The sequence below is a fragment of the Pseudomonas sp. J380 genome (assembly GCF_009827115.1).
Classification (GTDB): domain Bacteria; phylum Pseudomonadota; class Gammaproteobacteria; order Pseudomonadales; family Pseudomonadaceae; genus Aquipseudomonas; species Aquipseudomonas paracarnis.
In genome coordinates this window covers 2,265,892-2,286,756 of the sequence record NZ_CP043060.1, presented here as the reverse complement: position 1 = coordinate 2,286,756, position 20,865 = coordinate 2,265,892, and the positions used below count along the sequence as shown (strand labels likewise).

The 20,865-nt window shown below is 47.7% G+C and carries 22 protein-coding genes; 10 read left to right on the top strand and 12 right to left on the bottom strand.

Translation table 11 applies throughout. The features are described from left to right. Positions 1 to 76: 76 nt before the first annotated feature. The 3 genes from FXO12_RS10215 (at position 77) to FXO12_RS10205 (ending at position 4,200) form a co-directional block, all read left to right on the top strand. Positions 77 to 2,422: a hypothetical protein gene (locus tag FXO12_RS10215; RefSeq protein WP_160049623.1), complete on the top strand. Its 2,346-nt coding sequence runs from the start codon at positions 77 to 79 to the stop codon at positions 2,420 to 2,422. 116 nt (positions 2,423 to 2,538) lie between these two features. Then, positions 2,539 to 3,120, top strand: coding sequence for a hypothetical protein (locus tag FXO12_RS10210; protein WP_160049622.1), 582 nt, complete (start codon positions 2,539 to 2,541; stop codon positions 3,118 to 3,120). A gap of 606 nt (positions 3,121 to 3,726) precedes the next feature. Beyond that, positions 3,727 to 4,200, top strand: a complete 474-nt coding sequence (locus tag FXO12_RS10205) for a hypothetical protein (RefSeq protein ID WP_124399789.1) — start codon at positions 3,727 to 3,729, stop codon at positions 4,198 to 4,200. A 263-nt stretch (positions 4,201 to 4,463) separates the two neighbouring features. Here the strand turns inward: FXO12_RS10205 and FXO12_RS10200 are convergent, their stop codons facing one another. From FXO12_RS10200 to FXO12_RS10190, 3 genes are all read right to left on the bottom strand, one after another. Further along, a complete protein-coding gene (locus FXO12_RS10200) occupies positions 4,464 to 4,922 on the bottom strand; it encodes a hypothetical protein (RefSeq protein WP_160049621.1) in 459 nt (152 codons plus the stop codon). 27 nt (positions 4,923 to 4,949) lie between these two features. After that, a complete protein-coding gene (locus FXO12_RS10195) occupies positions 4,950 to 5,927 on the bottom strand; it encodes an AAA family ATPase (RefSeq protein ID WP_160049620.1) in 978 nt (325 codons plus the stop codon). A 465-nt stretch (positions 5,928 to 6,392) separates the two neighbouring features. Next, complete coding sequence (locus FXO12_RS10190) at positions 6,393 to 7,598, bottom strand: zincin-like metallopeptidase domain-containing protein (RefSeq protein ID WP_160049619.1); 1,206 nt, start codon at positions 7,596 to 7,598, stop codon at positions 6,393 to 6,395. A gap of 237 nt (positions 7,599 to 7,835) precedes the next feature. Here FXO12_RS10190 and FXO12_RS10185 point away from each other — a divergent pair, with 237 nt between their 5' ends. The 3 genes from FXO12_RS10185 to FXO12_RS10175 all read left to right on the top strand — a co-directional run bounded on the left by FXO12_RS10185 (position 7,836) and on the right by FXO12_RS10175 (position 9,480). Further along, positions 7,836 to 8,357, top strand: coding sequence for a hypothetical protein (locus FXO12_RS10185; protein ID WP_160049618.1), 522 nt, complete (start codon positions 7,836 to 7,838; stop codon positions 8,355 to 8,357). A 65-nt stretch (positions 8,358 to 8,422) separates the two neighbouring features. Beyond that, the gene (locus FXO12_RS10180; protein WP_108538174.1) at positions 8,423 to 8,794 is read left to right on the top strand and encodes a histone-like nucleoid-structuring protein, MvaT/MvaU family; all 372 of its coding nucleotides are present in this window, start codon (positions 8,423 to 8,425) and stop codon (positions 8,792 to 8,794) included. A gap of 311 nt (positions 8,795 to 9,105) precedes the next feature. After that, positions 9,106 to 9,480, top strand: a complete 375-nt coding sequence (locus tag FXO12_RS10175; RefSeq protein ID WP_160049617.1) for a hypothetical protein — start codon at positions 9,106 to 9,108, stop codon at positions 9,478 to 9,480. A gap of 14 nt (positions 9,481 to 9,494) precedes the next feature. Here FXO12_RS10175 and FXO12_RS10170 read toward each other — a convergent pair whose 3' ends face one another. Together FXO12_RS10170 and FXO12_RS10165 are read right to left on the bottom strand one after the other, a co-directional pair. Further along, positions 9,495 to 10,226, bottom strand: coding sequence for a tetratricopeptide repeat protein (locus FXO12_RS10170; RefSeq protein ID WP_160049616.1), 732 nt, complete (start codon positions 10,224 to 10,226; stop codon positions 9,495 to 9,497). A gap of 75 nt (positions 10,227 to 10,301) precedes the next feature. Continuing rightward, on the bottom strand, positions 10,302 to 11,012 hold the full coding sequence (locus FXO12_RS10165) for an endonuclease NucS domain-containing protein (protein ID WP_256678950.1): 711 nt from the start codon (positions 11,010 to 11,012) through the stop codon (positions 10,302 to 10,304). Between the two features lie 121 nt (positions 11,013 to 11,133). On the opposite strand from FXO12_RS10165, the gene FXO12_RS10160 reads away from it, so the two are divergent. Both FXO12_RS10160 and FXO12_RS10155 read left to right on the top strand, forming a co-directional pair. Then, complete coding sequence (locus tag FXO12_RS10160) at positions 11,134 to 11,670, top strand: hypothetical protein (protein WP_138739343.1); 537 nt, start codon at positions 11,134 to 11,136, stop codon at positions 11,668 to 11,670. A gap of 68 nt (positions 11,671 to 11,738) precedes the next feature. Further along, on the top strand, positions 11,739 to 12,146 hold the full coding sequence (locus FXO12_RS10155) for a hypothetical protein (protein ID WP_177324604.1): 408 nt from the start codon (positions 11,739 to 11,741) through the stop codon (positions 12,144 to 12,146). Positions 12,147 to 12,170: 24 nt separating this feature from the next. Here the strand turns inward: FXO12_RS10155 and FXO12_RS10150 are convergent, their stop codons facing one another. The 5 genes from FXO12_RS10150 to FXO12_RS10130 form a co-directional block, all read right to left on the bottom strand. Then, positions 12,171 to 12,920 (bottom strand): abortive infection family protein, encoded by a 750-nt coding sequence (locus FXO12_RS10150; RefSeq protein ID WP_122767689.1) that lies wholly within the window; start codon positions 12,918 to 12,920, stop codon positions 12,171 to 12,173. 44 nt (positions 12,921 to 12,964) lie between these two features. Then, positions 12,965 to 13,789 (bottom strand): GIY-YIG nuclease family protein, encoded by an 825-nt coding sequence (locus tag FXO12_RS10145; RefSeq protein WP_124399794.1) that lies wholly within the window; start codon positions 13,787 to 13,789, stop codon positions 12,965 to 12,967. Positions 13,790 to 14,000: 211 nt separating this feature from the next. Next, positions 14,001 to 15,602 carry a tyrosine-type recombinase/integrase gene (locus tag FXO12_RS10140; RefSeq protein WP_160049615.1) on the bottom strand — a complete coding sequence of 534 codons (1,602 nt, stop codon included), beginning with the start codon at positions 15,600 to 15,602 and terminating at the stop codon, positions 14,001 to 14,003. Positions 15,603 to 15,830: 228 nt separating this feature from the next. Then, on the bottom strand, positions 15,831 to 16,124 hold the full coding sequence (locus FXO12_RS10135; RefSeq protein WP_034126587.1) for a type II toxin-antitoxin system RelE/ParE family toxin: 294 nt from the start codon (positions 16,122 to 16,124) through the stop codon (positions 15,831 to 15,833). Then, positions 16,114 to 16,353, bottom strand: coding sequence for a type II toxin-antitoxin system RelB/DinJ family antitoxin (locus FXO12_RS10130; RefSeq protein ID WP_014717442.1), 240 nt, complete (start codon positions 16,351 to 16,353; stop codon positions 16,114 to 16,116). The genes FXO12_RS10135 and FXO12_RS10130 overlap by 11 nt, the downstream gene beginning before the upstream one ends. 405 nt (positions 16,354 to 16,758) lie before the next feature. Between FXO12_RS10130 and FXO12_RS10125 the strand changes: the two genes are divergently transcribed. After that, the gene (locus FXO12_RS10125) at positions 16,759 to 17,013 is read left to right on the top strand and encodes a DUF6124 family protein (RefSeq protein ID WP_019818461.1); all 255 of its coding nucleotides are present in this window, start codon (positions 16,759 to 16,761) and stop codon (positions 17,011 to 17,013) included. Positions 17,014 to 17,085: 72 nt separating this feature from the next. On the opposite strand, the gene FXO12_RS10120 is transcribed toward FXO12_RS10125, so the two are convergent. Then, a complete protein-coding gene (locus tag FXO12_RS10120) occupies positions 17,086 to 18,312 on the bottom strand; it encodes an MFS transporter (RefSeq protein WP_057975665.1) in 1,227 nt (408 codons plus the stop codon). 133 nt (positions 18,313 to 18,445) lie between these two features. After that, complete coding sequence (locus FXO12_RS10115) at positions 18,446 to 19,387, bottom strand: LysR family transcriptional regulator (RefSeq protein WP_034126590.1); 942 nt, start codon at positions 19,385 to 19,387, stop codon at positions 18,446 to 18,448. Between the two features lie 157 nt (positions 19,388 to 19,544). On the opposite strand from FXO12_RS10115, the gene FXO12_RS10110 reads away from it, so the two are divergent. Next, positions 19,545 to 20,861 (top strand): MFS transporter, encoded by a 1,317-nt coding sequence (locus FXO12_RS10110; protein ID WP_057975666.1) that lies wholly within the window; start codon positions 19,545 to 19,547, stop codon positions 20,859 to 20,861. The last annotated feature ends 4 nt before the right edge of the window (positions 20,862 to 20,865 follow it).

Sequence of the window (20,865 nt, the reverse complement as noted above, 5' to 3'; positions counted from 1 at the left end):
TGTTTGAAGTATACCATTTAGCTTCTTAAAGAAAGGTTTTCAAATGGTATAATTAAGTAAAACGAACTCTATATAAATGAACTCCAAAAAGATTATTTCTTTGATATTTCTGCTTATGGCATTTATTTCGCCATTATCCCAAGCAGAAACGTATCAAGACGCCCAACAAGCTGACTGCTACTACGCCACTTCTGACATGGTTGGCAAATGCGCAGGTCATGAGAGTAAGCGAGATTTCGCATTTAGCTCAATTGCAAAGATGATTACGCCTCAATCAATAATGGTAGCTGGGCTGGTCCTTGCGCCATATCTCGGGGATAACGACACATTGTCAATTGTAGCTGACAAGTCAAAAGAGGGCGTCGCAATACAAGGAGTCATGAAAGACGCAGTAGGGATATTTGGGATAGTCTCTATATTCGTTTGTGGTTTAAACATATTGGCTAGGTTATTCAAGAATGCTGCCAATGCTGAATATGGCCTAAAGGAGAATAGATTCCTGGTCTTTTTAACTTTGGGTGCGGTTTTGTTTTTAGTAGGGAATGGCTGGATTATTCATTTGGTGCTTGCGGCCTTGATAGTCAATTTCGTCTTGTTGAAATCGACCGTTATGTTTTTCATGCCTTTCTACATAAACGCTTCTATCAAAGATGAATCGGCCTACGTCACTAGAGGTGTTGTTCAGGCTGAAAGCATTTATAAAATGGAGATTATCAATGCCATTCAGATGGCGTCAAATGACTTGGCGCTTCGTAGACAGCTTTTGGTAAAGCACAATTTGGTTAAAGACGTTCAGTCTGGCAAGTTTAGATTCGTAGAAACTGATTTTTCTCGCTGTCTAGAAAATCAAGCACCAGCATCTAAATATGATGGAAGCTCTTTAAAGGTTGGTGAGATTACTAAGACAGCCCAGTGCCTAACGAAGCTGCAAGTGAATGTTTATAGCGCCGGTAGCATCAATTCATCAGGTCAATTAGATGTAATCAAAGATGCCAACCTTAAAATATTTGACATGGCTTATAAAGAAGCTAGAAAAATGCAGATGTTCATGTGCAGCACAGGGCTTGATAAGGCTGATAATCGCGTGAGATACGCTGATAGTGAATTGCTGCTAAATGACTGCCTGGATATGAATGAAGATGGAACCGTGGAAGGCAAGGATTCGTTCGTCCATGAATTTAGAGACACCGTTTCTATAGAAGAGCTTCACAATGGGCGTGACCAAATGCTGAATGTTGTGAGGGCCACTGTTGATCCTGTGGTTCAAGTCCTCTTGCAGGGAATCACACCAGAAAAATTCACGTCAGATATTTTTGCTTCATTCATAGGCTTGATGAACCTCAATAACTATCAAAAGAAAATGACTAACGCCATTGATGCTCAATACTCAATTTTCAAAATCAGCGTTAATCAGAATTTCAACGCTTCGGATTCAGCAGAAGCTTTGAATGAAAATGATAAGAATCAAATGAATCAAGAAATGATAGACACTATGAAGGTGCAAAAGCTCTTTGATATAAATAAGTCCATTTATGAAGTCTATTTTTCGCAGGCAGAAAATAAACTTGGTGCTCTCGCATTGGACGGTATTCAGGCACTGCTAAATAAATTAACGGCGCGTTATTACGAAAATTTGGGGTTTCAATTTAAGTCTTGCTTTAATACAGATTCGAATTGTGTATCCCCGGTTCTAAACGTCCCAGCATCGCTTTGGAGCAATGCGTCAGAATATACACAGGTCTCATTGGTTGTTTACTATGGTTCTGAAATAATAAGAAACGGAATTTTGACATTTAATAAAAACGAAAGGTACATGACAAACCTTCTTTCATATATATCGACAGCTTCGATGTTTATGTATGCTTTCTTCATGGCTAACCAGATATTAATAGGTCTGCTACCTCTTCTATTGCTTTTGGGTGAGATTGGCGTGGTGGTTGCTAGTGCGCTTGAAATAATAGTGACAATGAGCGTCAGGCTGGTTAAGTCGATTTTTATTAATAGAAATGAACAGGAAGCATTTGACGTACTGAAAAATATTATGCTTCAACTGGTTTGGATTTGTTTCAGTGGAACAATTGTAGCCACCTTGTTCTTTGTCGGGATGACGTTAGTGTCAGTTGTCATTGTGATAGTAAACGAGTTTGTTGTTTATTTGTCTTCGATATTTTTCTCGGGTGGAACAGGGTTCATGTTCGATGTGATGAGATTGTTCGTGATGCTTTTCTTGCATTGTACTATTACTATAATGATGTTCATCGTTTTATACAGTGGAATTAAATCTATCTCGGCTGCATTCAAGGATATGTTGGTTGCAAAAGATTTATTTACAGATAAAACCATGGGTGAGCAAGCGAATACTAAAGTTAACTCAATGAGCGAGAAATTTAAAGGTGTGCTACCGTTACAACGAACAAGGTAAAGTGGTTATATCCTTTGATTCATATATTTCTAAAGAGTTAGATCTGTTTGTCGGCTAACTCTTTTCTTTGTGAGAGTAAATGCTATAATGGCAATAACTAGAAGAAGGTGAGCGACATGAAATGGGTGAAGAAGGAAAAGATAAGGTTAAATTTCTTACAAAGATTTATTTTCTTTTATGCTGTCATTGGTTTTTTACCGTTGCTCAATGGTTTGCTTTATAGCGGCATGGCTAAAATAAACTCTACCTATTTCGATGATCACCTTACGCTGATTCGTCTCGGGCCGATGATCTTCTTCTACGTGACGTTACCTGTTTTCTATCTGATCAACCAGATGGACTACAAGCCTAACTACTTCAATCCTGACGTGTGGGACAAGCGCATCAAGACGTTTAAGCTCATCATGAGTGTCATTGTTTGGGTGTTCATTTACAGATCAATGGTTGTCTTCTTCTTCGGTATTAGGTTTTGGGATTTCACTGGCGAGCTTTCTGCCGTGACGTACCTTCTCCATGGTTATTACACAAGCGAAATTGTCCATGCTCGTGCAGAATTCTCCTTGAGCGATCCATCAGCAATGTTCGGCTCTATGTTTGCGTTTACAATAATCTGGCCGATTACTCTCCTGGTTGGAATGTTCACTTTGGTGCTGATGAAGAATAGAAGCTTACGCAACGACAGTAGAAGAACAGCATGAATACAAATGTTTGGATATGAAAAGGCCACTCTTCAGTGGCTTTTTTATTGGGGGATGATTTTTCGAGGTGCATTACGGCTTTGCCGTAGATGAGAGATTTATCTGGTTCTGCACGTTGATAATTTATTGAGTGCGCTCGTTGGTAGGGAAGTACAGTAAAAATCCAACAATGCATTTATCGGCGTTTTAGACAGAATCAACACTTGTTCATTGGGGATAATCAATTTCTGGTCAGGTAGTATTAATCGGGCTTGGTTAGGTAAAATCAATTCATGTGAGTTGTTCATAGTGGCAATGGTTTGTTTAGTCTAATTATACCATTCTGGTTTTTCCTTATTTGCCATTAGCGAAAATATTCATAATTATTTATTAAATGTTTATGGAGTGGATATGAATTACTTAATAAGTGGTTATGAAATATTTATTAAGCATTTCTTAAATTATTGGGTTTTTACGGGTTGGATACGGCTTGGTGAGGCTTCCACACACGTCCTGTGTTGAAATTGGCAGGGCAATGCCACGCAAAAAAGACCAGAATTCAACACAGAGCGCCTATGCTTGAGCGCTAATAGGCGGTTTCCACGGTTGAAAAGGAGAGGGTGAGTGATGAAGGAGTCGTACAAGCTGTTGGTGACACTCAACAAAAACGAGCTTCGCCCTTTGCTGGATGAGAAGAAGATCCTGCTATCTAGTTTGTACAGTCAGGCAATAGCGCACTGCATTGACCACGCGACCAAGCACCGTGACTACACGCTATTCGTAGCTTTGGTTGAGGTCTTCGATACCCGCGACTACAAATTGTTCGTGTCAGGTTGGGTTTGTGAACGGCTTGGGTTGTTGAGCAAGATGGGACCGAACGGAGCTGTCTTTGCTCGTAGTGGGAATCCGCCGAACGAGCGCATGAGCTGGAAGGTAAGTCTTGAAGAGTTCGCGGCAAGGAAATTCAAGATTGCTTTGCCCGCGAAAAAGCTAGTCCACGACACCAAGCCGGTCGAGAAGGGTAAGAAGAGCCCCAAGAAAATAGACATGCTTGATTCCTGGGCGCGGCTACCTGGGAGTTACGGTAGCGGTAAACGCTAAAATCTGTTTCTGATGCATTTATGAAGTAGATGTGAAACCCCTATGAGGCTCTTCATAAGCATTGAGCAAATGGCTATGAGCTGGTTCTGAGCTGTTGATGAAACGCATGTGAAATGGTTCATAAGGATTTATTAACCACGTCAGAACTGTTTCATAAGTGTTTAGGAAGTGCTTATGATGTAGATCAGAGTTCAGATCGGTGATTATGAACCTCCAGGCGAAAAAAAACCCCGGTTAAGGGGCTTGGGTTTTTTGAGTCTCTATCAGTCGATGGTGCGTCTGAATTCTGCGTCTACGTCATCCAGGTAGGATTTCAGAACAGGGTCTGTCAGAGCCTTCAAGCGCAGAATGCACATGCGCTCAACGTCAACGCTGACTGAACTGCTCACGTACCCTTTGCCATAGCGCTTGTTGTTGGTGATGGACTCGAAAGCCTTGATAGCGCTATCGGTCTTGTCTGTGAACGCAAAGCTGCGAACGCTCAATTTGTTGCCTTCTGGCAGGGCTTTGTGTTCCTTCAAAGCTTGGTCGATTTTGAAAGCCAATACCTTTTGATCGTGGATAGCTTTTTCAGCGGCTGCTTGCTCGATCTCTGCTTGAATCTGTTCTGGTGATTTTGAAGCTATCTCTACCAAAGTGATTTCAGATTCTGGTGGTGTAGTAGGTGCTTCCGCTCTTTTAGCTTCTGCACGGGCTTTTGCTGCTTGTAAGTCAAATGTCATGATTGTTATCTCCTTTTAGTTTGTTAGTTAGTTTGTGATTGATTCGTTTTGGGCAGTGGCGACCACTGATGTTTCATCAATGGCTTCAAGAATCGCTTTCACCACAAGATTGAATTCAGCTTGGGCAATTTTGGCCGATTCAGTCGTGGCGTTATAAATGGTCTGCCCTTTGTTGAATTGGTTAGGGTATATCGAGCGGAAAATCAAAGGTGCTTCCAACGGCTTCTGGTGTTCACCAAACGCATCACCGAATGCCCTAATGTCTGCATCAATTTGGTTCTTACGGTCGATTTCCTTCAAGGCTTTACGTTCTGCATTACGGGCAAGTCTTGCTGCAGTCGTGGATGTATCCGTCAAGGTGAGGTTAGCGCTGACCTCTTTGGAGTTTGCCTTGATGCGTGCTGGATCGAAAGCCAACAGAGAGCGTACCTTTGTGGTGAATTTTCCGCCTAGGCTCACAGCGTCGTATTTCAAATCCTCAATGATTCCCGACACGGTAACGGCAGTCACTGCGTTCTGCGTGTCGCCCTTGTAAGGTGTAATCACCAAGTCACTAAAGCTGATAAGCCTTTTAATTTCCTTGATTGGGTTGTTTTTCGAGTCGAGAACCTTGGCTGGGACATCTACAATAATAAAGTCAAAGTGAGCGTAGTCACGTTTGATTACATCAAATTGTGCGTCCAGCTCATAAAGGCTGCGGGCAATAACGATAGGACGGTTTTCAAGTGCGAATTCATCGTACTCAAGTTGATCCAGCAAGGACTGGTTTATAGCTCTACCTTTATTTTTAAGCAATTCCACCTTGGCTTTGTTTTTGATAATGCGTTTTTCTGTTACTTCTTTGTTCTGCTCGATATGCATTTGAATAGCTGGAACGCCATCAGTGTCGATAATCAGCGTGCGATAACCTTGAAGCGCCAAGGAGTGGCTGAGATTTGAAATGGTCGTGGTTTTAGTAATGCTTTTATGACTGATTAAGGCCAAAATTTTAGCTGGTTGGTTCATGATTAAATTCCTTTGGTTTTGGTTTGTTTTTAAAATAATAACATTTGAAAAAAGAAAACAAGCCGTTAGTGTGAAATATTTCATAAATAGTTATGAAATACTTATGAGGTGCTTCATAAGTGTTTGTGAAGTGCTTAATAACGTGGTGGATCATGAATTAATTTTTGGCTTCAGTAAAATGATTGATCCATGGTTTTTAGACTGAAGGGATATCAAAACCTTTCATTTACTGATTTGCGGATATCAAAATCAAAAAAAACAGGAATTTCTTCCTGTTTATTTTCTAAAATCACATTTTATTTTCTTAGTAAATCCTTTCTGGCGGAATTTCTTTATACGGTTCATTTGTGGATTCCTCCACAAAGCATTCCTCCGTAAGCATTCCTTGCTCGTAAAGATCTATCAGCTCTACGTCTCCATCGATTAGATCTTCAAAAGCTTGTTTTCTGGTTTTCTCGAAATTATTCATATTTTCAATGTCCTCTTTTTTTGTTGTATGGGTGTGGCAGTCTCTACCTGGATGTCGTGGCTGCTGATGGTCGGCGGCTTCACCTGTGGCGTGGAATCCACTTCAGAGCGAGATAGGCGCTGTTTGATGAAGTCAGAGACGGGTAGGGTGGGGTCGAGTTCGTACTTTGCTTTAAGGTCATTCTCAAGCTTGTAGATAATCTCGTTCGCTGTGCGGTCTGCGTCTGCGGCAGCTTTGAATACCTGGTCAGGTTTGTCCCTCAAGCCCTTGAGAGCCCAACCCACATCGTAGGTCTGGTGGTTCTTGAAAAAGGCATCGTCTAACTGTTCGCGCATACCGTCTGTGAGGTTGAAGTTCAGGTGCTTGATGACACCTTGTGCTGAGAGATTTGCTACCAATTCTTCATAAGCTCGGTGTTCATCGCTTTCTGCATATTTTGCGAGGCTTTCACGGTTCTTGCGGCTTACTACGCCGTATGAGTGGCTGACTTCGTGGAGAAGCGTCGATAGCTCGTGGAGGTCGCTCTTGAAGTAGCCAGACGGGGCCATGTAGATGGTGTCTTCAATTGGTGAGAAGTAATTGCTGTGTTCCGCCCCTGCGTGCCTTTTGAGCGGTGTGGGCATCGTATCCATGACTGACTGAAGCACCGTCTGTACTTCGGCTGGTGTTGGGATCTTGGCGCGTTGCGCCATCTGCGCTTTTATCTTCTCGGGTAGCTCGCCTGTAAATTGCTGCAGGTTGAAGACAGGGGATAGCTTTGAAGCACGTCTATAGATGGCTTTGCCTTCCCCATTGGGCTCCTGGTCATCGTTACCCCCAGTACCTGGCTTTTCGCCGTCTTTTACAAAGCCGATCTGCATGCCGAAGTGGTGAACAACGAAGTCTCCCTTCTCGCCCTTGTTTGACAGGCCAGCGTCGTAGCCCTGTTTCGCTGTGAGGTAGTAGGGCAGTTCAAAGCCTTTCTCTTTCCCTAGCATGGACAGAAGCATGGAGTTTTCGAGGTTGTAGACTGTTCCTGACATGGGATTCAGGTATCGGATTTTGAAGCACGGCGAATTCCACACCGGCACGTCTGGATTTTCAGACTTGAGCATTGCGTGGATGCTATCGACCTTATCCGCAAGGAATCCCTCGAGCTTCTCTTTACTGTTGTCGATGTACTCCTTTTTTTCTTTGTATGATTTTCGTTTAGCTATTGCCATTTAAATTCAGGTTGTTATATGAGTGATTCTACCATTTGATTTTTAGAAGGCATTCGCTACGCGAAATAAAGGCAGGGAAGCTGTGTTTAGAGGAACTGTTAGGCATTGCAGGGAAAAGCAATTTTTAAGTAATATCGGCCGGGTTTTGTAGGCACTAAAATATTTCTCTGATTGATCTTGATTGATACTCAAGACTGGAGCTATGGTTTGGCCTCAAACATACAACGAGTGATTCAAATGAAAAGGATTTTGACTGCTGTAACTCTTGTCATGTGCGTAGCTTCTGCAAGCCATGCAGATGACCGATTCAGCTTTGAGAAATACCCAGCTTCTACGGTTTCCAACAAGGCTCTGGCAAAGGTCGATTGGTCGAGTAACAAAGCTCTGGCAGGGCAGTGGCGTATCAAAGAATCCATTGAAGGCACAGTTGGCAAGAAAGCCGATTTTGCAGGGCACTTTGTGGTTGCTACTTATGGTTGCGGAACTGGCTGCCAAGCCACGGTCTTCGTCGATGTGAATGATGGGAAGGTCTACAAAGCCCCAATGCAATTCCCAAGCGAGTCGGACGCGCTTGCCCCAGCTAATGGTGGGGTTGCCCACAAAGCCAGTAGCAATGCGATTTTCATGAGTGATCTGCGTTACTACAAAGCTGGTAGCCCGGACATGATGCAAAATGACGGGGTTGTGCTTTGGAATGAAAAGGCAAAGAAATTTGAACTTGTAGCCAAATCCAAACCTTTTCTTGTGAAGATGGATTGACCACTTTTCAGATTTAATTAATTTCATGTATGATTAAGTCACAACCAATTTAAAGGTAACGCACGATGTCTAAGCTTGCAGAATTCCGTCAGCTTGAAAAACACCTTGCAGAACAAATGGCCCAACTGGAAGCCTTGAAAGGTGACGCTGGTTTGGCTGAAGAAATAAAATTTGAAGAGAAGCTGCGCAATCTGCTAGGTCAATATGGCAAAAGCCTGCGTGACGTGATCGCAATCCTCGATCCAGCTTCACTTAACCGCAAAGGTGCTGCTGCTCCTGTAGCTGCCAAAGCAACCCGCCGCGAGCGCGTGGTAAAGGTTTACAAGAACCCGCACACTGGCGAAACAATCGAAACCAAAGGTGGAAACCACCGTCAGTTGAAAGAATGGAAGAGCGAGTTCGGTGCTGACACCGTTGAATCGTGGTTGAGCAAGTAACACCAGCTATCATGCCGCCGCAACGGCGGCATGTGCTTCACCTGTTCTCCTTCTGCCTAAATCTATGATGGCGTGATTGAGTGTACTATCCCATTCTCATTGCGTTTGAACAGGGGGACGACAAGGATGAACAAGGCCACAGCGGCTTTTCTATGGATTTTTTTCTGCGCTGCCTCTCAAGCTCAAGAATTTGACTTCAATGGTGCTGTGTTAGGAATGAAGCTCACTGAGTTTCAGGCCCTTCCTGTTATCAATGGGAGACTGACTCCTGACGGCAAGGCCGGGTGGTGTGACCAGAGATAAGGAAGCTGGTGTGTCACCGCGTTGGTGATGATCCATTTGGGCAAATCTACGGCCCTGCAATTGGTGACTATCACTTCGACAAAGACAAAAGCGGCGAGCTTCGTCTTTACATGATTATGGTCATGGCTGACCGTAGAAATTATCCGATAGCTGAGTCGGGTCTTACTCAAAAATGGGGAGCTGGCAAATCAGTCGTTTCAACAGCAACCAACGGTCTAGGGCAAGAAATCAAGGCTACCACGCTGAGCTGGAACAAGCCGGATTCCGCTATCACGCTTGAGGCCCCGTGTGGGAACGTCAAGTACCTTTGCCTGACATACACGCACAAATCCCTTTCAAAAGAAGTGGCTGGTTCAGCACCACCTTCAGGTGCTGGCTTCTAAGACCGTGACGAAAATCATTCGACGGGCTTTCTATATTTTCTGACCTCATCTAGAAAGCTTTTTACCGGTTTCATTGATGAGTATTTTGAATACAAGGCGTAAGAATCCATCATAGCCTTGTCTTTCTGATCTGCAGGCAAGAATCGAAAAGCATCGGATGTCTTTTGGCTTGTTTTAGTTAATTGAAATACCCCATCCCATACCGATGCTAGATATCTATTACTGATCGATCCGCTGCCGTACGTTGTAGAAATCATAAGTGCGGCATTACCTTCTCCCAACAAAAACGCTTTTTCGTAGAAGTGAATTGCTTTGAGCGCTTCAACAGAAGAATTACTGTCTCTGTAGGAATCTGCATGCATATTCCCTAAATCTCGAAAGGCTGCAATTGAGCCTGCTTCACTGGCTCTGATTAGATAGCTTTCACCTAGTGGCTTGTTTTGAGGCACGCCATTTCCATCTAGGTAAGCTCTTCCAAGGAAATACATTGCATCAACGTCGCCCTGGTCAGCAGCTAGCTTGAAGTAATGGGCTGATTTGGCATCATTCTTTAGATCCTTTTGGAGGTATGCCATGCCCAAGACGAGCTGCGCACGGTAGTCACCTTTATCGGCATAAGGCAGAAGGGCGGATACGGCTGGGCCAAATTGGCTCTGCGTGTACAGAGACATTCCTTGCTCGAGCGTAGGGGGCTTATCGCAGCCTACAAGTACCAGAGCTATCAAAATGGCAGAGAGCAGGCGCATCCATAACACCTCGGGCCGAAGGGATGAGTGCAGCATAGACGCTGATCTGTGTTCGGTTGGTAGAGCTGGTTTTCATCAACCCCTGAAATTGGCGGCTTTGACCTCGTTCAATGTGAAGCTGATGTGATACTCGAAAAGCGAGACGTTCGGCACAGCTACCACGGCATGACGCAAATTCTGGCTAATGTCCTTTGCGACAATGACTCCCTTCACCTTCGCTCCTTCTTCCTTGTTCGTAATCAGCCAGCCCATGTACCGGCTTATCTGGCCTATGGCTTTGTCGGCTGCGCGACCGCGTTTCAGCTCAAAGACGACATAGGCGCCGTCGCTGTCTATTGCCAGAATGTCTATAGGGCCAACGCCAGTGGGGTATTCAACCCCGTCTCGTCCTTGGTCATCGACGTATAGGCGCAAGCTTTTACCATCAACAGACAGTGATTCGATGTTATGGGCAATGAAGTCTCGCAACTGCCATTCCAGCTCAAAGACGCTGCCCCGAGCATCATCAGGCGTTTCACCACCTTCCTGCTCTAGCTCTTCGTCTTCTAGGTCTTTAAGTGCCGTTTGCGGCGTTCCTGGGTGAAGAATCAAAACCTGTGTCTCGGTTTCTTCTATGACCCAACCCATGCGGGCAAACCCTTTGCGAAGCTGCTGTGAGTTAGCTTCATTAGGATTCATTGGAGGGGCTTCAGTTGGGTTCTGCCTGCACCACTCTTTCATAGGGAAGAGGTCGTTGGCTCCTTCTTGCCCTGCTTTCACTATCAGGTATTTCTTAGGTGGTTGCATACGCTTCAACTTGGAGGGGGGAGGGCAAGCAGCAATTTACCATGAAGAAATCTACTGGTTGATCTAATGATGGCGATTCGATAGCTTTATGAGCTAATTCAAGGAGGCGGGGACGCGCGGGATGAAGGAAGGAATCGCAATTATTTTACAGTGCATTGGCTATGCGGTTGCAGCTTCGCTTTGCTTATTCGTTCCGGTATATCTATTTTTCTGGTTTACGCAAACGGTTTCGTTCGCGAAGTACTATTCGCTTGGCGTAACGTTGGTTATTGCTTTGGCTTACGCGTATTACCGTATATGCACAAATTTAGAAAACACAAAAACTTCTTTCACGTTATATAAAAAACAGTTAAACAGCAGAGTCATAGCTGGTGTTTTTGCTGGTTGTGCTATTGCTGGAGTAGTGGGCTATACAGCTTATGACGTTCAAAGATCCCAGCAGATATGGGAAGAGCGGCTTGCACGATTAAGCAGCAAGAAAGCACTTCCAACGTCGTGTTATGACATAGGGGTTCAGTATGGGCGAGCTTCAGCAAATGGGCTGAAGGGAGAGGTTGTTGACGGAAAAAATGATATGGCTGTTCCTGAAAGGTGCCGTAATCAGCCGGAAACAAATAAAGGTATAGTGAAAGGGGTACAGGCATCTAGCACTTTGTAACCGTATTCAATCTTATAATTTATCGTATTACACGTCGAGGCTGCTTGGCAGTCTCAAAGGGGGGATTCGTGAGTAAAATGTCCATTGGCAAACGAAATGAATTTTTGGTGTGGGCTAAGCTTATTGAGGCTGGTTTTGACGTCTATCCTTCCCTTGTCGATGATAAAGGGATTGACGGTATTGTTGGTGCAAACGGTAAGTATTTCGAGATTCAGATAAAAAGCGGGGCCAATTGGGTAAATCAGCGTGGTTTCAAAAAGGAGGTTCTAGAGGCCAATCCCACTCGAATTTATCTAGTCTATAATTATACAGTTAATGAGTTTAGGTACTTTACAGCACAGCAAATACTTGAAGAGGTATTTTGGTCTCATTCCATTTCCTGGAAATTGTCACAAATAAATTTAAACAAAGCCATGTTGGAAAAGTATAAAGCTCATGATTGGAGTGGTTTTTTATCCTATCTTACCGCAGTATGAATTGCGGGTGGAAGACACAGGTTTTTAATTGTCCTCTTCAGTTGCTAATCTGACTTCCCAGGTGCCTAGAAGATATAGAGCGAGAGAGCCCGCCAGATTTACTGCCAGTTCTGCATGGCGTGGTGCGGGTTTAATACCAGTTTTCCCTTTGCCGTGGGAATCACTGAGTCGATTCCGTAGGGCTCCTAAACCTTCCACCACCGCTGTGCATCCTCCAAGAATTTGTTTGAAAACCTGTTCAGTGTGTTGAGATGGTGCAAGGTTCAGCAGCTCAGCTGTCTGCCTATATAGTTTGTTTAAGTCGGGACTGTCCTCGTATTTCGATCCTGCATCATCAAGAATATGTTTGCATACAGACTCGAGAAGAGTGCGAGCCATTGTAATAGCGCCCTCTGGATCAGTAGTGCGTCGCTCAAGAGATTTAGTCCACGCGTTCCTAACATGCTCCGAGTCAAACCTGTCGATAGCGCCAGATACAACGTGGTCTGCGGGTGAAAAACCGCCTTTCTCTACAAAATCAAGAAGTGGACGAAATTCATCCCATAGATACGCTCTGCGCTCAGCATATGTTCCGTATTTGTTCTTTATAAACTGCCAGAATTGCCCAAGGCTCCTGCAAGTGTTGAGCAGGCGCGGCGCCAATGTGTTGAGGGTTGGATCATCCAAAATTGCGCGGCGAAGCATGACGTAAGACGTATCGTCCTCGTTTCCTCCTGTCGCCTGTGAGACAAGAATGTTCTGGAGTGCTTCTGCTTCTTCTGATAGTGGGTGCATAGGTCTCACTTGAAGTCGTAGATTGACGATTCTAAAGGTAATAATTAATTGGCATTCAATCCACTGTCACGAGTCAAAAGCCTCTGTTTCCAATGAATTTCCTTTAGCTTCATCTCTTCGACGCCGGTGTGCTTATCGGCAATTTCTAAGATGCTGAATCTGAAATTTTCAGAAAACGACTCACCACGTTTCAGGTGAAGGTCACGTATGCGGGCGTTACCGCCATGCCCATTCTTTGAGTACGTTACCCAGCGATCCCACAAGCCACCTGTGCCCGTAGCAGAGCCTACATAGAGCTGGTGTTCACCCTCGGTGCGGTCGGATATCAGGTAGACCCCTGAAACGCTGCTCAAAGCAGTCTGCCACGACACGATCCCTTCCCTGGCAATGGTTTTCAGTTCTTGAAAGCTAATGTCTACATCCTTGAAACCGGGGAATCCCCCCACGGTCATTTTCTTTTCTAAGATTTCGGACAGCATCATCGTGGGTATGCATGTCTTGAGGTACAGGTAGTTGGCCCTTGGTTTTTTGTACTCCAAGACCAAACGTCCCGCCAGCTCTTCGAACTCTGGCACACGGCGGTATTCGTAAACGTAGTCACGATTGAGCTTGCCTTGGCGTGCCTCCTTCACCTTCAACGAATCGTAGATCCCAGCTAGGAGCCATTTCTTGGACTCTGGGATCTCAACAAGGCCGATGACGTATCGGCACTCGAAATTCTTCCTTGACTGCCACGACTGCCACTCATCAAAGTCACCAGCCAGGTACACGTCCATTGGGTGTTCGATCCCGTTGTGCTGTGCCAAATGGATCTTGGTGTTATCGGGCGTCAGGGAAGGCAAGAGGCTGGTCAGGAACTGCATGAGCATGTTGGTAGAAGTCCTCGGGCGATTCGAGAATCTAGCATTTGACGCATTCCGCTGCGCGGGGATATTTGCCTACCGGGTGTGATGAGTAGATGCAGGGTTTCGAAAAACAAAAAAAGGCGCTTCAGCCCGGTCTTTTTGAATACTGAGACGTGGGCTGAACGGAGCCAGTGGTAGCGGGGTTTTGGGTAGTGATGAATAGAAGATCCTCTACCTAGTCAGCAAAGTCATATTTCAACTTTTTTATCGCCTCAAATTTCTGTTCTGGAGACGCACCATCACTGTAGATGTCCCATGTCACTTCACCAGTTTCATGCCCAACAATACATTTGACGGTCAATTCTGCAACGCCAGCGCGTTGGAGTTGTGTAATTACCGTGCCACGAAAGCTGTGAAAAACGTACTGTTCGTTGAAACCCATCGAAGTTTTCAATCGCCCAAAAGCCTTGCTCAAAAAATCTGACCTAATTCCATACTTGTTTCCAGCCGGGGAGGGCACCAAGAACCCATCCTTGGAGTTTTCTTTCATACGCTTAATGATTGGGAGTAAATCAGGATGGATCGGCACCTTACGAATTGAGGAACGGTTTTTACCATCATCCAAAGAAATACAGTAAACACCTTCGTCATCCACCAAATCTCGTTGAATTTCTAGCTGGCATATTTCTTCAATTCTCATGCCTGTGAAAGCACCAATGCGAATCGCATCCATCAAGTGTTGCCGGTTTTTGCCTTTAACTTCTTTAGCTTTGGCATAAATTTCTTCGGCTTGTTTAACCGTGTAATTTTTACGCTCTGCTTCTACTTGAGCTTTACCTTTACGTGATGTAGGGAATTCGTGGTTTTGGAATGGGGGTTTAATATTCTGATATTTAGCTTCGAAACGTGTAAGGTTATTCATTCCCCATTTGTAAAATGTATTGCCTGCCAAAACGTATTGTTTCTTTGTTTTAGGTGAAAGGGATGTTTGCGATTCAAGATAGAGACGCACGCTTTTATGTTCCAACGGCAATTTTTCTTTTTTTAGCCAATCGTTAATCTTCTCCAAGCGGCTAACTTGCATGTCTACTGTCTTGTCAATGACTTTCCGAATCTTCTTTTGATAATCTGAAAACTTTTCTAGGTTTGCTTTGGTGAAGGGCGTTTCTGGTGCGTGAGCTTCATAATGTTTAGCGGATTCCACCACATCCTTTCGCTCTGTAATGGTGAACTCATCTGTTTCGGAAAGTTCTCCCATAAGCATTTTTAAATCAAGCTGAGTGGTTAATCTGTTTAAGTACTTTACTGCGGCGACGATGGTTTCAAATCCTAACTTACCTTCCTTTTCAATGATCATGCTGTGTTTGACGTACCAGACATCAAACTCTTCTATAAGGTCTTCATATTCCTGATCAGAAATATAGCCTTGAATATGAAGGTGCATAACCCTTTCTTTTTGTTCATCCCTTTTCATTACTAATTCGGTTTCGCCAAATTCAGCGCCATTGCCGATCAGGTCGTTTACCAGTTTGGCTAAATAATCCTTTTCTTTTTCCGCCTTTGTAGCCATGTACGACACGGCTACTTCTTTAACCTCTTCAAAATCCATATTCAGCTTTAAATCACCGCTTTCGTCACGCAGCAATTTTCGCTTCGTTTCTATCTCAGCTTTCCACCGCTTGATGTGAGGGATTTTGAGATTTTGAGCATCGGCTTTGGAGCCAGTCTTCAAGGATTGGGAAAACTGACTCTTCCCGAAATATTCTCGTAGGTCCTCTGGGATGACGAATCTGGCGTGCCATGTGCCCGCTTTGAGGATAAGATTGTCCGCTGCCATGCTAGGGCACGCCTTTTTCGGTGGAGATACTGTTTTGTACCAGTATTTTGTACCAAAATGAAGCGGAATCCGCGTAGGGCTGGGGGTATAAGGGCTGTAGAGAAGGTGGCGTATTTTCCCTATCTCTCCGCCATTACATAGAAAAAGCCCCGTAGCTGAATAAACTGCGGGGCTTTTTCGTTTTCAGCCTTTATTAACGGCTGCTTCAGGGAATTGTTGTAGTCCTGCCTAACGCTGAACAAGGCGCTCAGACGCTTTGCGATAAGCCTGATCTCGTTCACGTTTATCGACGGCGACCACGAACACCGTAACTTCCTGATCTATCACTTGATACACCAGCCTGTATCCGCTGCTATGCAGTTTGATCTTGTAGCAGTCAGGCAGCCCATGTAGGCGGTTAGCCTCAATACGTGGGTTGTTCAGGACTTCGACCAGCTTCTTCTTGAGTTGCTGACGGAGGGTGTCGCCGAGTTTCTGCCATTCCTTCAATGCACGCGCATCAAAATCAAGGCTATAGGTCATCCAAAGAAACCCTTACGCGTTGAGGCGATGCAAGACGCTCACGTACGGTCGCCATCAAGGCTTCATCCTCTTCAGTCATCAGCACAGGCTTAAATGGCAACTGGCCGCGTTCGGCAACATATTGCAACGCCTGACGTATCAGTTCAGAAGGTGTGACACCGAGTTTCTCCAGCTCTAGGTAGGCACGAGCTTTCAGGTCGTCATCGATACGGATGTTGATAGATGCCAAGAGATAGCTCCTTGTGTAATGACGTTGGTCATTACATTGGAGCAGTCGGGTTTCATTGGCAAGTCTGTCTGGACATACGGCAGTCGCTCTCATCTGTTAATCCTACTTCTTGGCCGTCGGCTTTGCCGGGCGCTTTTTATCGGTTTCCTTCACCGTTTCCCTTGGTCTTCTCTTCGCCTCTTGCTCTGTTACGTATTCACCAGTGACCGCATCGCGATATCTCGTTGGCATATCAGCACCCTTGACAGTATGTCGCCACCGCGGCGACCTTTTGAGGCTAGCTTGCAGGCTTATGCACACAAGGTTCCTGGTGGGGTTCTGGTTACCAAGCTTTTCCGAAACAGGTACTTACGTTGTGCAGGTTCGGCAGTTTTCGTGCAGGGTTGCGTTGGCTGGGGTTACATCATGAATAAGATCACCGCTGATTCTACCGAAGGGCATGCACGCAAAATCTTTTGCGTAGCCGATGATGTCGGCACCGAAGAAACCCTTATAAACGCCACCGAAACCCTCTCATCCGCCCTTCAATCCGCCTACCAATGCGCCGAAGATCCAGTCAGCACGCAGTCGCCCGTGATCATGGCCCTGGCTCAATTGATTGAGAACGCGCAAGCCTTGGTGGACGCTGTCTTGGAGCGTGATTTCCCCACGGCCAAATAAATACCTGCTCCCGAAACGAAAAAAGCCTGCTGAACTCAACGCTCAGCAGGCTTTTTTGCGCCTACAACCCGGTCAGGCAGGCTGCGCCACCAGGCTATTACTCACCTTGCGCCCCAACACCAGCACGGTCGCAAACCCGAACCCCACCAACACCGTAGCCAGGCTCAACAACACCGAACTGCCCATTTGGTCGACGATCCGCCCGCCAAAGAATGAACCCAGGGCGATGATCACCTGAAACAGCGCCACGAACAGCGGCATGCCTCGTTCCACATCCTTGGGCGCCACCACGAACATCCAGATGCTGGCGCAGGCCGGGAAAGCCCCAAAGGCAAAGCCCCAGAGCGCGATCAGCACCACGGCGCCTGTCATACCGGTGGCGAAGTAGGGGAACAGTGCAGTGCTGGTACCGATCATCAGCGCGACCAGCAGCAGGGTGTTGCGTACGCTGCGGTTGGCGGCGAAGCCGGCGAACACATTGCCCAGCACGCCCGCCACGCCATACAGCAGCAACAATGAGCCAATCGTTGGCCCGTCGAAGCCGGAGCTGTGTTTAAAGAACGGCGCGACATAGGTATACGCAGCAAAGTGCGCCAGGCCGATCAGCAGTACGGCGATCAACCCGACCCGTGCTTGTGGGTTGATAAACAAAGCTGGCAGGTCACGGATCTGAATGGCTTTCTCAGGAGTGAGTCGCGGCAGCAGGAAGATTTGCGCCAACAGCACCGGAATGCCCACCAACGCCGTGACCAGGAAGGTCATCCGCCAGCCCATCAGGCCGCTGAGCCAGGTACCCACAGGCACGCCCAGAACGGTGGCCAGGGTCACGCCCATCATGATGATCGAGGTGGCCTTTGCTACGCCCACGCCCTTGGGCGCCAGCCGCCCGCTGAGGGCAATGGCCGTGGCCCAGAAGCCGCCGATGCTGATGCCGAGCAATACGCGGCCGAACAGCAGCAGGCTGAAATCATTAGCGAAGGCCACCACCAAGTTGGCGATGATCATCACCAATGTCAGGCCGATCAGCAAGTAACGACGGTCCATGGCGCCAATGCTGACCGACAGAAACGGCGCGGCGAGGGCAGCCATGATGCCGGGCAATGTCACCATCAATCCGGCGTGACCGGCACTGATGCCCAGATCGCTGGCGACGTCGTTGAGTACGCCCACCGGTAGGAACTCACTGGTCACCAGGGCAAAGGCACCCACGGCGACCGAAAGAATCGCCAACCACTGCTGTTTGACGCTTTGTTGATTATGTTCAGGATGCCCGCTAGGGGCCTGGCTCGCGCTTGGCATGGGATTGGGTTCCGGGAGGAATGTCGCCTGAAGCCAGGCGAGGAGGGAATGTGGGGCGATTATAGGAATCAGTGTCGGCAATCGTTCAGGCGCTCGTTTCGATAGTAATCATCAGTGCTATCGATGTGAGCAATCATTTTTCGGCCAACCGTTCCAGAAGGCACTCAATAAACACCCCCTCCGCCCGACTCAACTTCTGCTCCCGGTTCCACAACAGATGAATATCCACATCCGCAATCCCCTCATCCGGCGGCAACCGCCACAGCAGCCCGCGCTCCACATCGTCCGCCACCACATGAGTGGGTAAGCAGCCCAAGCCAAACCCGGCAATGACCAATCGCCGCACTTCTTCCAGGCTGGAGGATGACGCCACGATCCGCCCGCCAAACCCTTGCTGATCACGGAAAATAGTCAGCGGCGACAACATGCCGCCAATCTGGTCGCTGGTAAAACTCACGAAATTCTCCGATTGCAGATCCCCTTCGACTAACCCTGTGCGTCCGAACAATGGGTGGTGTTTTCCACAAAAGAACGCATAACGCTGACGCAGAAACAGATGCTGTTCCAGGCGCGGTTGTGGCCGGCGATTGAGGCTGAGCCCCAGGGTCGCGGTTTTTTCCAGCAGCGCGGCGACAATGTCGGAGCTGCGCATCACTTCGACTTCCAGATCGACCCGTGGATGTTCGCGATGAAAACCCGCGAGAAAGTCATCGAAAGTGTCGGAATTAATCCGGCTGATCATCAGCAAGCGCACTTTGCCGATCACTTCATCACCCGGCTTTTGCAGGGCGTTGCTCATCTGCGAGACCTGGCCGTACATCTCTCCGGCAATGGCGAAGATCTGCTCACCGGCTTCGGTGAGCACGAAGCGCGGGCCTCGGCGCAGGATGAGCTGGCAATCCAGCTGTTCTTCCAGGCGCTTCAGCGCCTGGCTGATGGCCGGTTGCGTCAGATGCAGGCGGGCGGCGGCGCGGCTGATGCTCAGTTCCTGGCCGATCACGCGGAAGGTGCGCAGCAGGTTCCAGTCCAGGCGGTCATTGAGCAGAGGGTGAATATCGCGGCGGAATTCGGGCATGGCGGCGCTCGATAATAAGTAGTTCTTATAATCAAGATAATAAATAGAAAATTGACTAATCATAGTCCCTGGCCGAAAAATCGGGTTTAACGAGCGCCACCAGAGCGCACCGGTTTGACTTTCTCCTGCCAAAAAAATAAACAAAGGAGCCAGCCCCATGAAGCCTTCCGCTTCGCCGCAGCCTCGCCGTGCTGCGGCCGCCGCCTTTATCGGCACCATGATCGAGTGGTACGACTTTTACATCTATGCCACCGCTGCAGCGCTGGTGTTCGGTCAACTGTTCTTCCCCTCCGACGATAAATTGTTCAGCACCATGGCCGCGTTCGGCACCTTCGCCGTCGGCTTTTTTGCGCGGCCGTTGGGCGGCATCGTGTTCGGTCATATCGGCGACCGCATCGGCCGCAAGAAATCCCTGGTGATTACCCTCGTGATGATGGGCGTGGTCACGGTGTGCATCGGCCTGTTACCGACCTATGCCCAGATCGGCGCTGCCGCACCGGTGCTGTTGATCCTGTTGCGGGTGGTGCAGGGTATTGCGGTTGGCGGCGAGTGGGGTGGGGCGGTGTTGATGGCTGGCGAGCACGCGCCGAAAGGGCGGCGTAATTTCTTTGCATCCTTCGCGCAGTTGGGCAGCCCGGCCGGTTTGATTCTTTCCTTGCTGGCGTTCAGTGCCGTCACTCGTTTACCTGAAGAGGACCTGCTCAGCTGGGGCTGGCGCCTGCCGTTCCTGGCCAGTGCTTTGCTGTTGATCGTCGGCCTCGCGATTCGCCTGGGTGTGAACGAGTCGCCGGAGTTCCTCGAAGACAAGGCTCTGGCGGAAAAAGCGCGAGCGATCAAGCAGGACCAAGCCCCCGTGCTGGAAGTGCTGGAGACCGCTTGGCGTCCACTGTTGTTGTGCATTGGCGCCAATACGTTGGGGATTGCCGGCGTGTATTTCACCAACACCTTCATGATTGCCTACAGCACTCAGCAACTTAACCTGCCGCGCTCGTTGATTCTGGAGTGCCTGTTCTTCGTCGCCATTATTCAGTTCTGCGTCCAGCCGCTGGCCGCCTGGGTGGCGGAGAAGGTCGGCGCTACCCGGTTTCTGTGCGCCATGTGCGTGCTGGCAATGGCCTCGCCGTACCCGATGTTCGTCCTGGTCAGCAGCGCTCAGGCACCGTTGATCATCCTCGGCATTGCCCTGGCGGTGGTGTGCATGGCGTCGTTCTACGCCGTCATCGCAGGTTTTGTCAGCGGCCTGTTTGAAACCCGTGTGCGCTACACCGCGATCTCCCTGGCTTACCAGGTATGCGGCGCGCTGGCCGGCGGCCTGACACCGTTGATCGGCACCTGGCTGGCCCATCAATACCTGGGCCAATGGTGGCCGATGGCAGTGTTTTACAGCGTGATCGCGGCGGTTTCGTTGGTGTGCGTACTGGCCTTGTCCCGCCGCCATGCCACGGCCCACCGCCTGGAAATGGCACACAGTTGAGGGA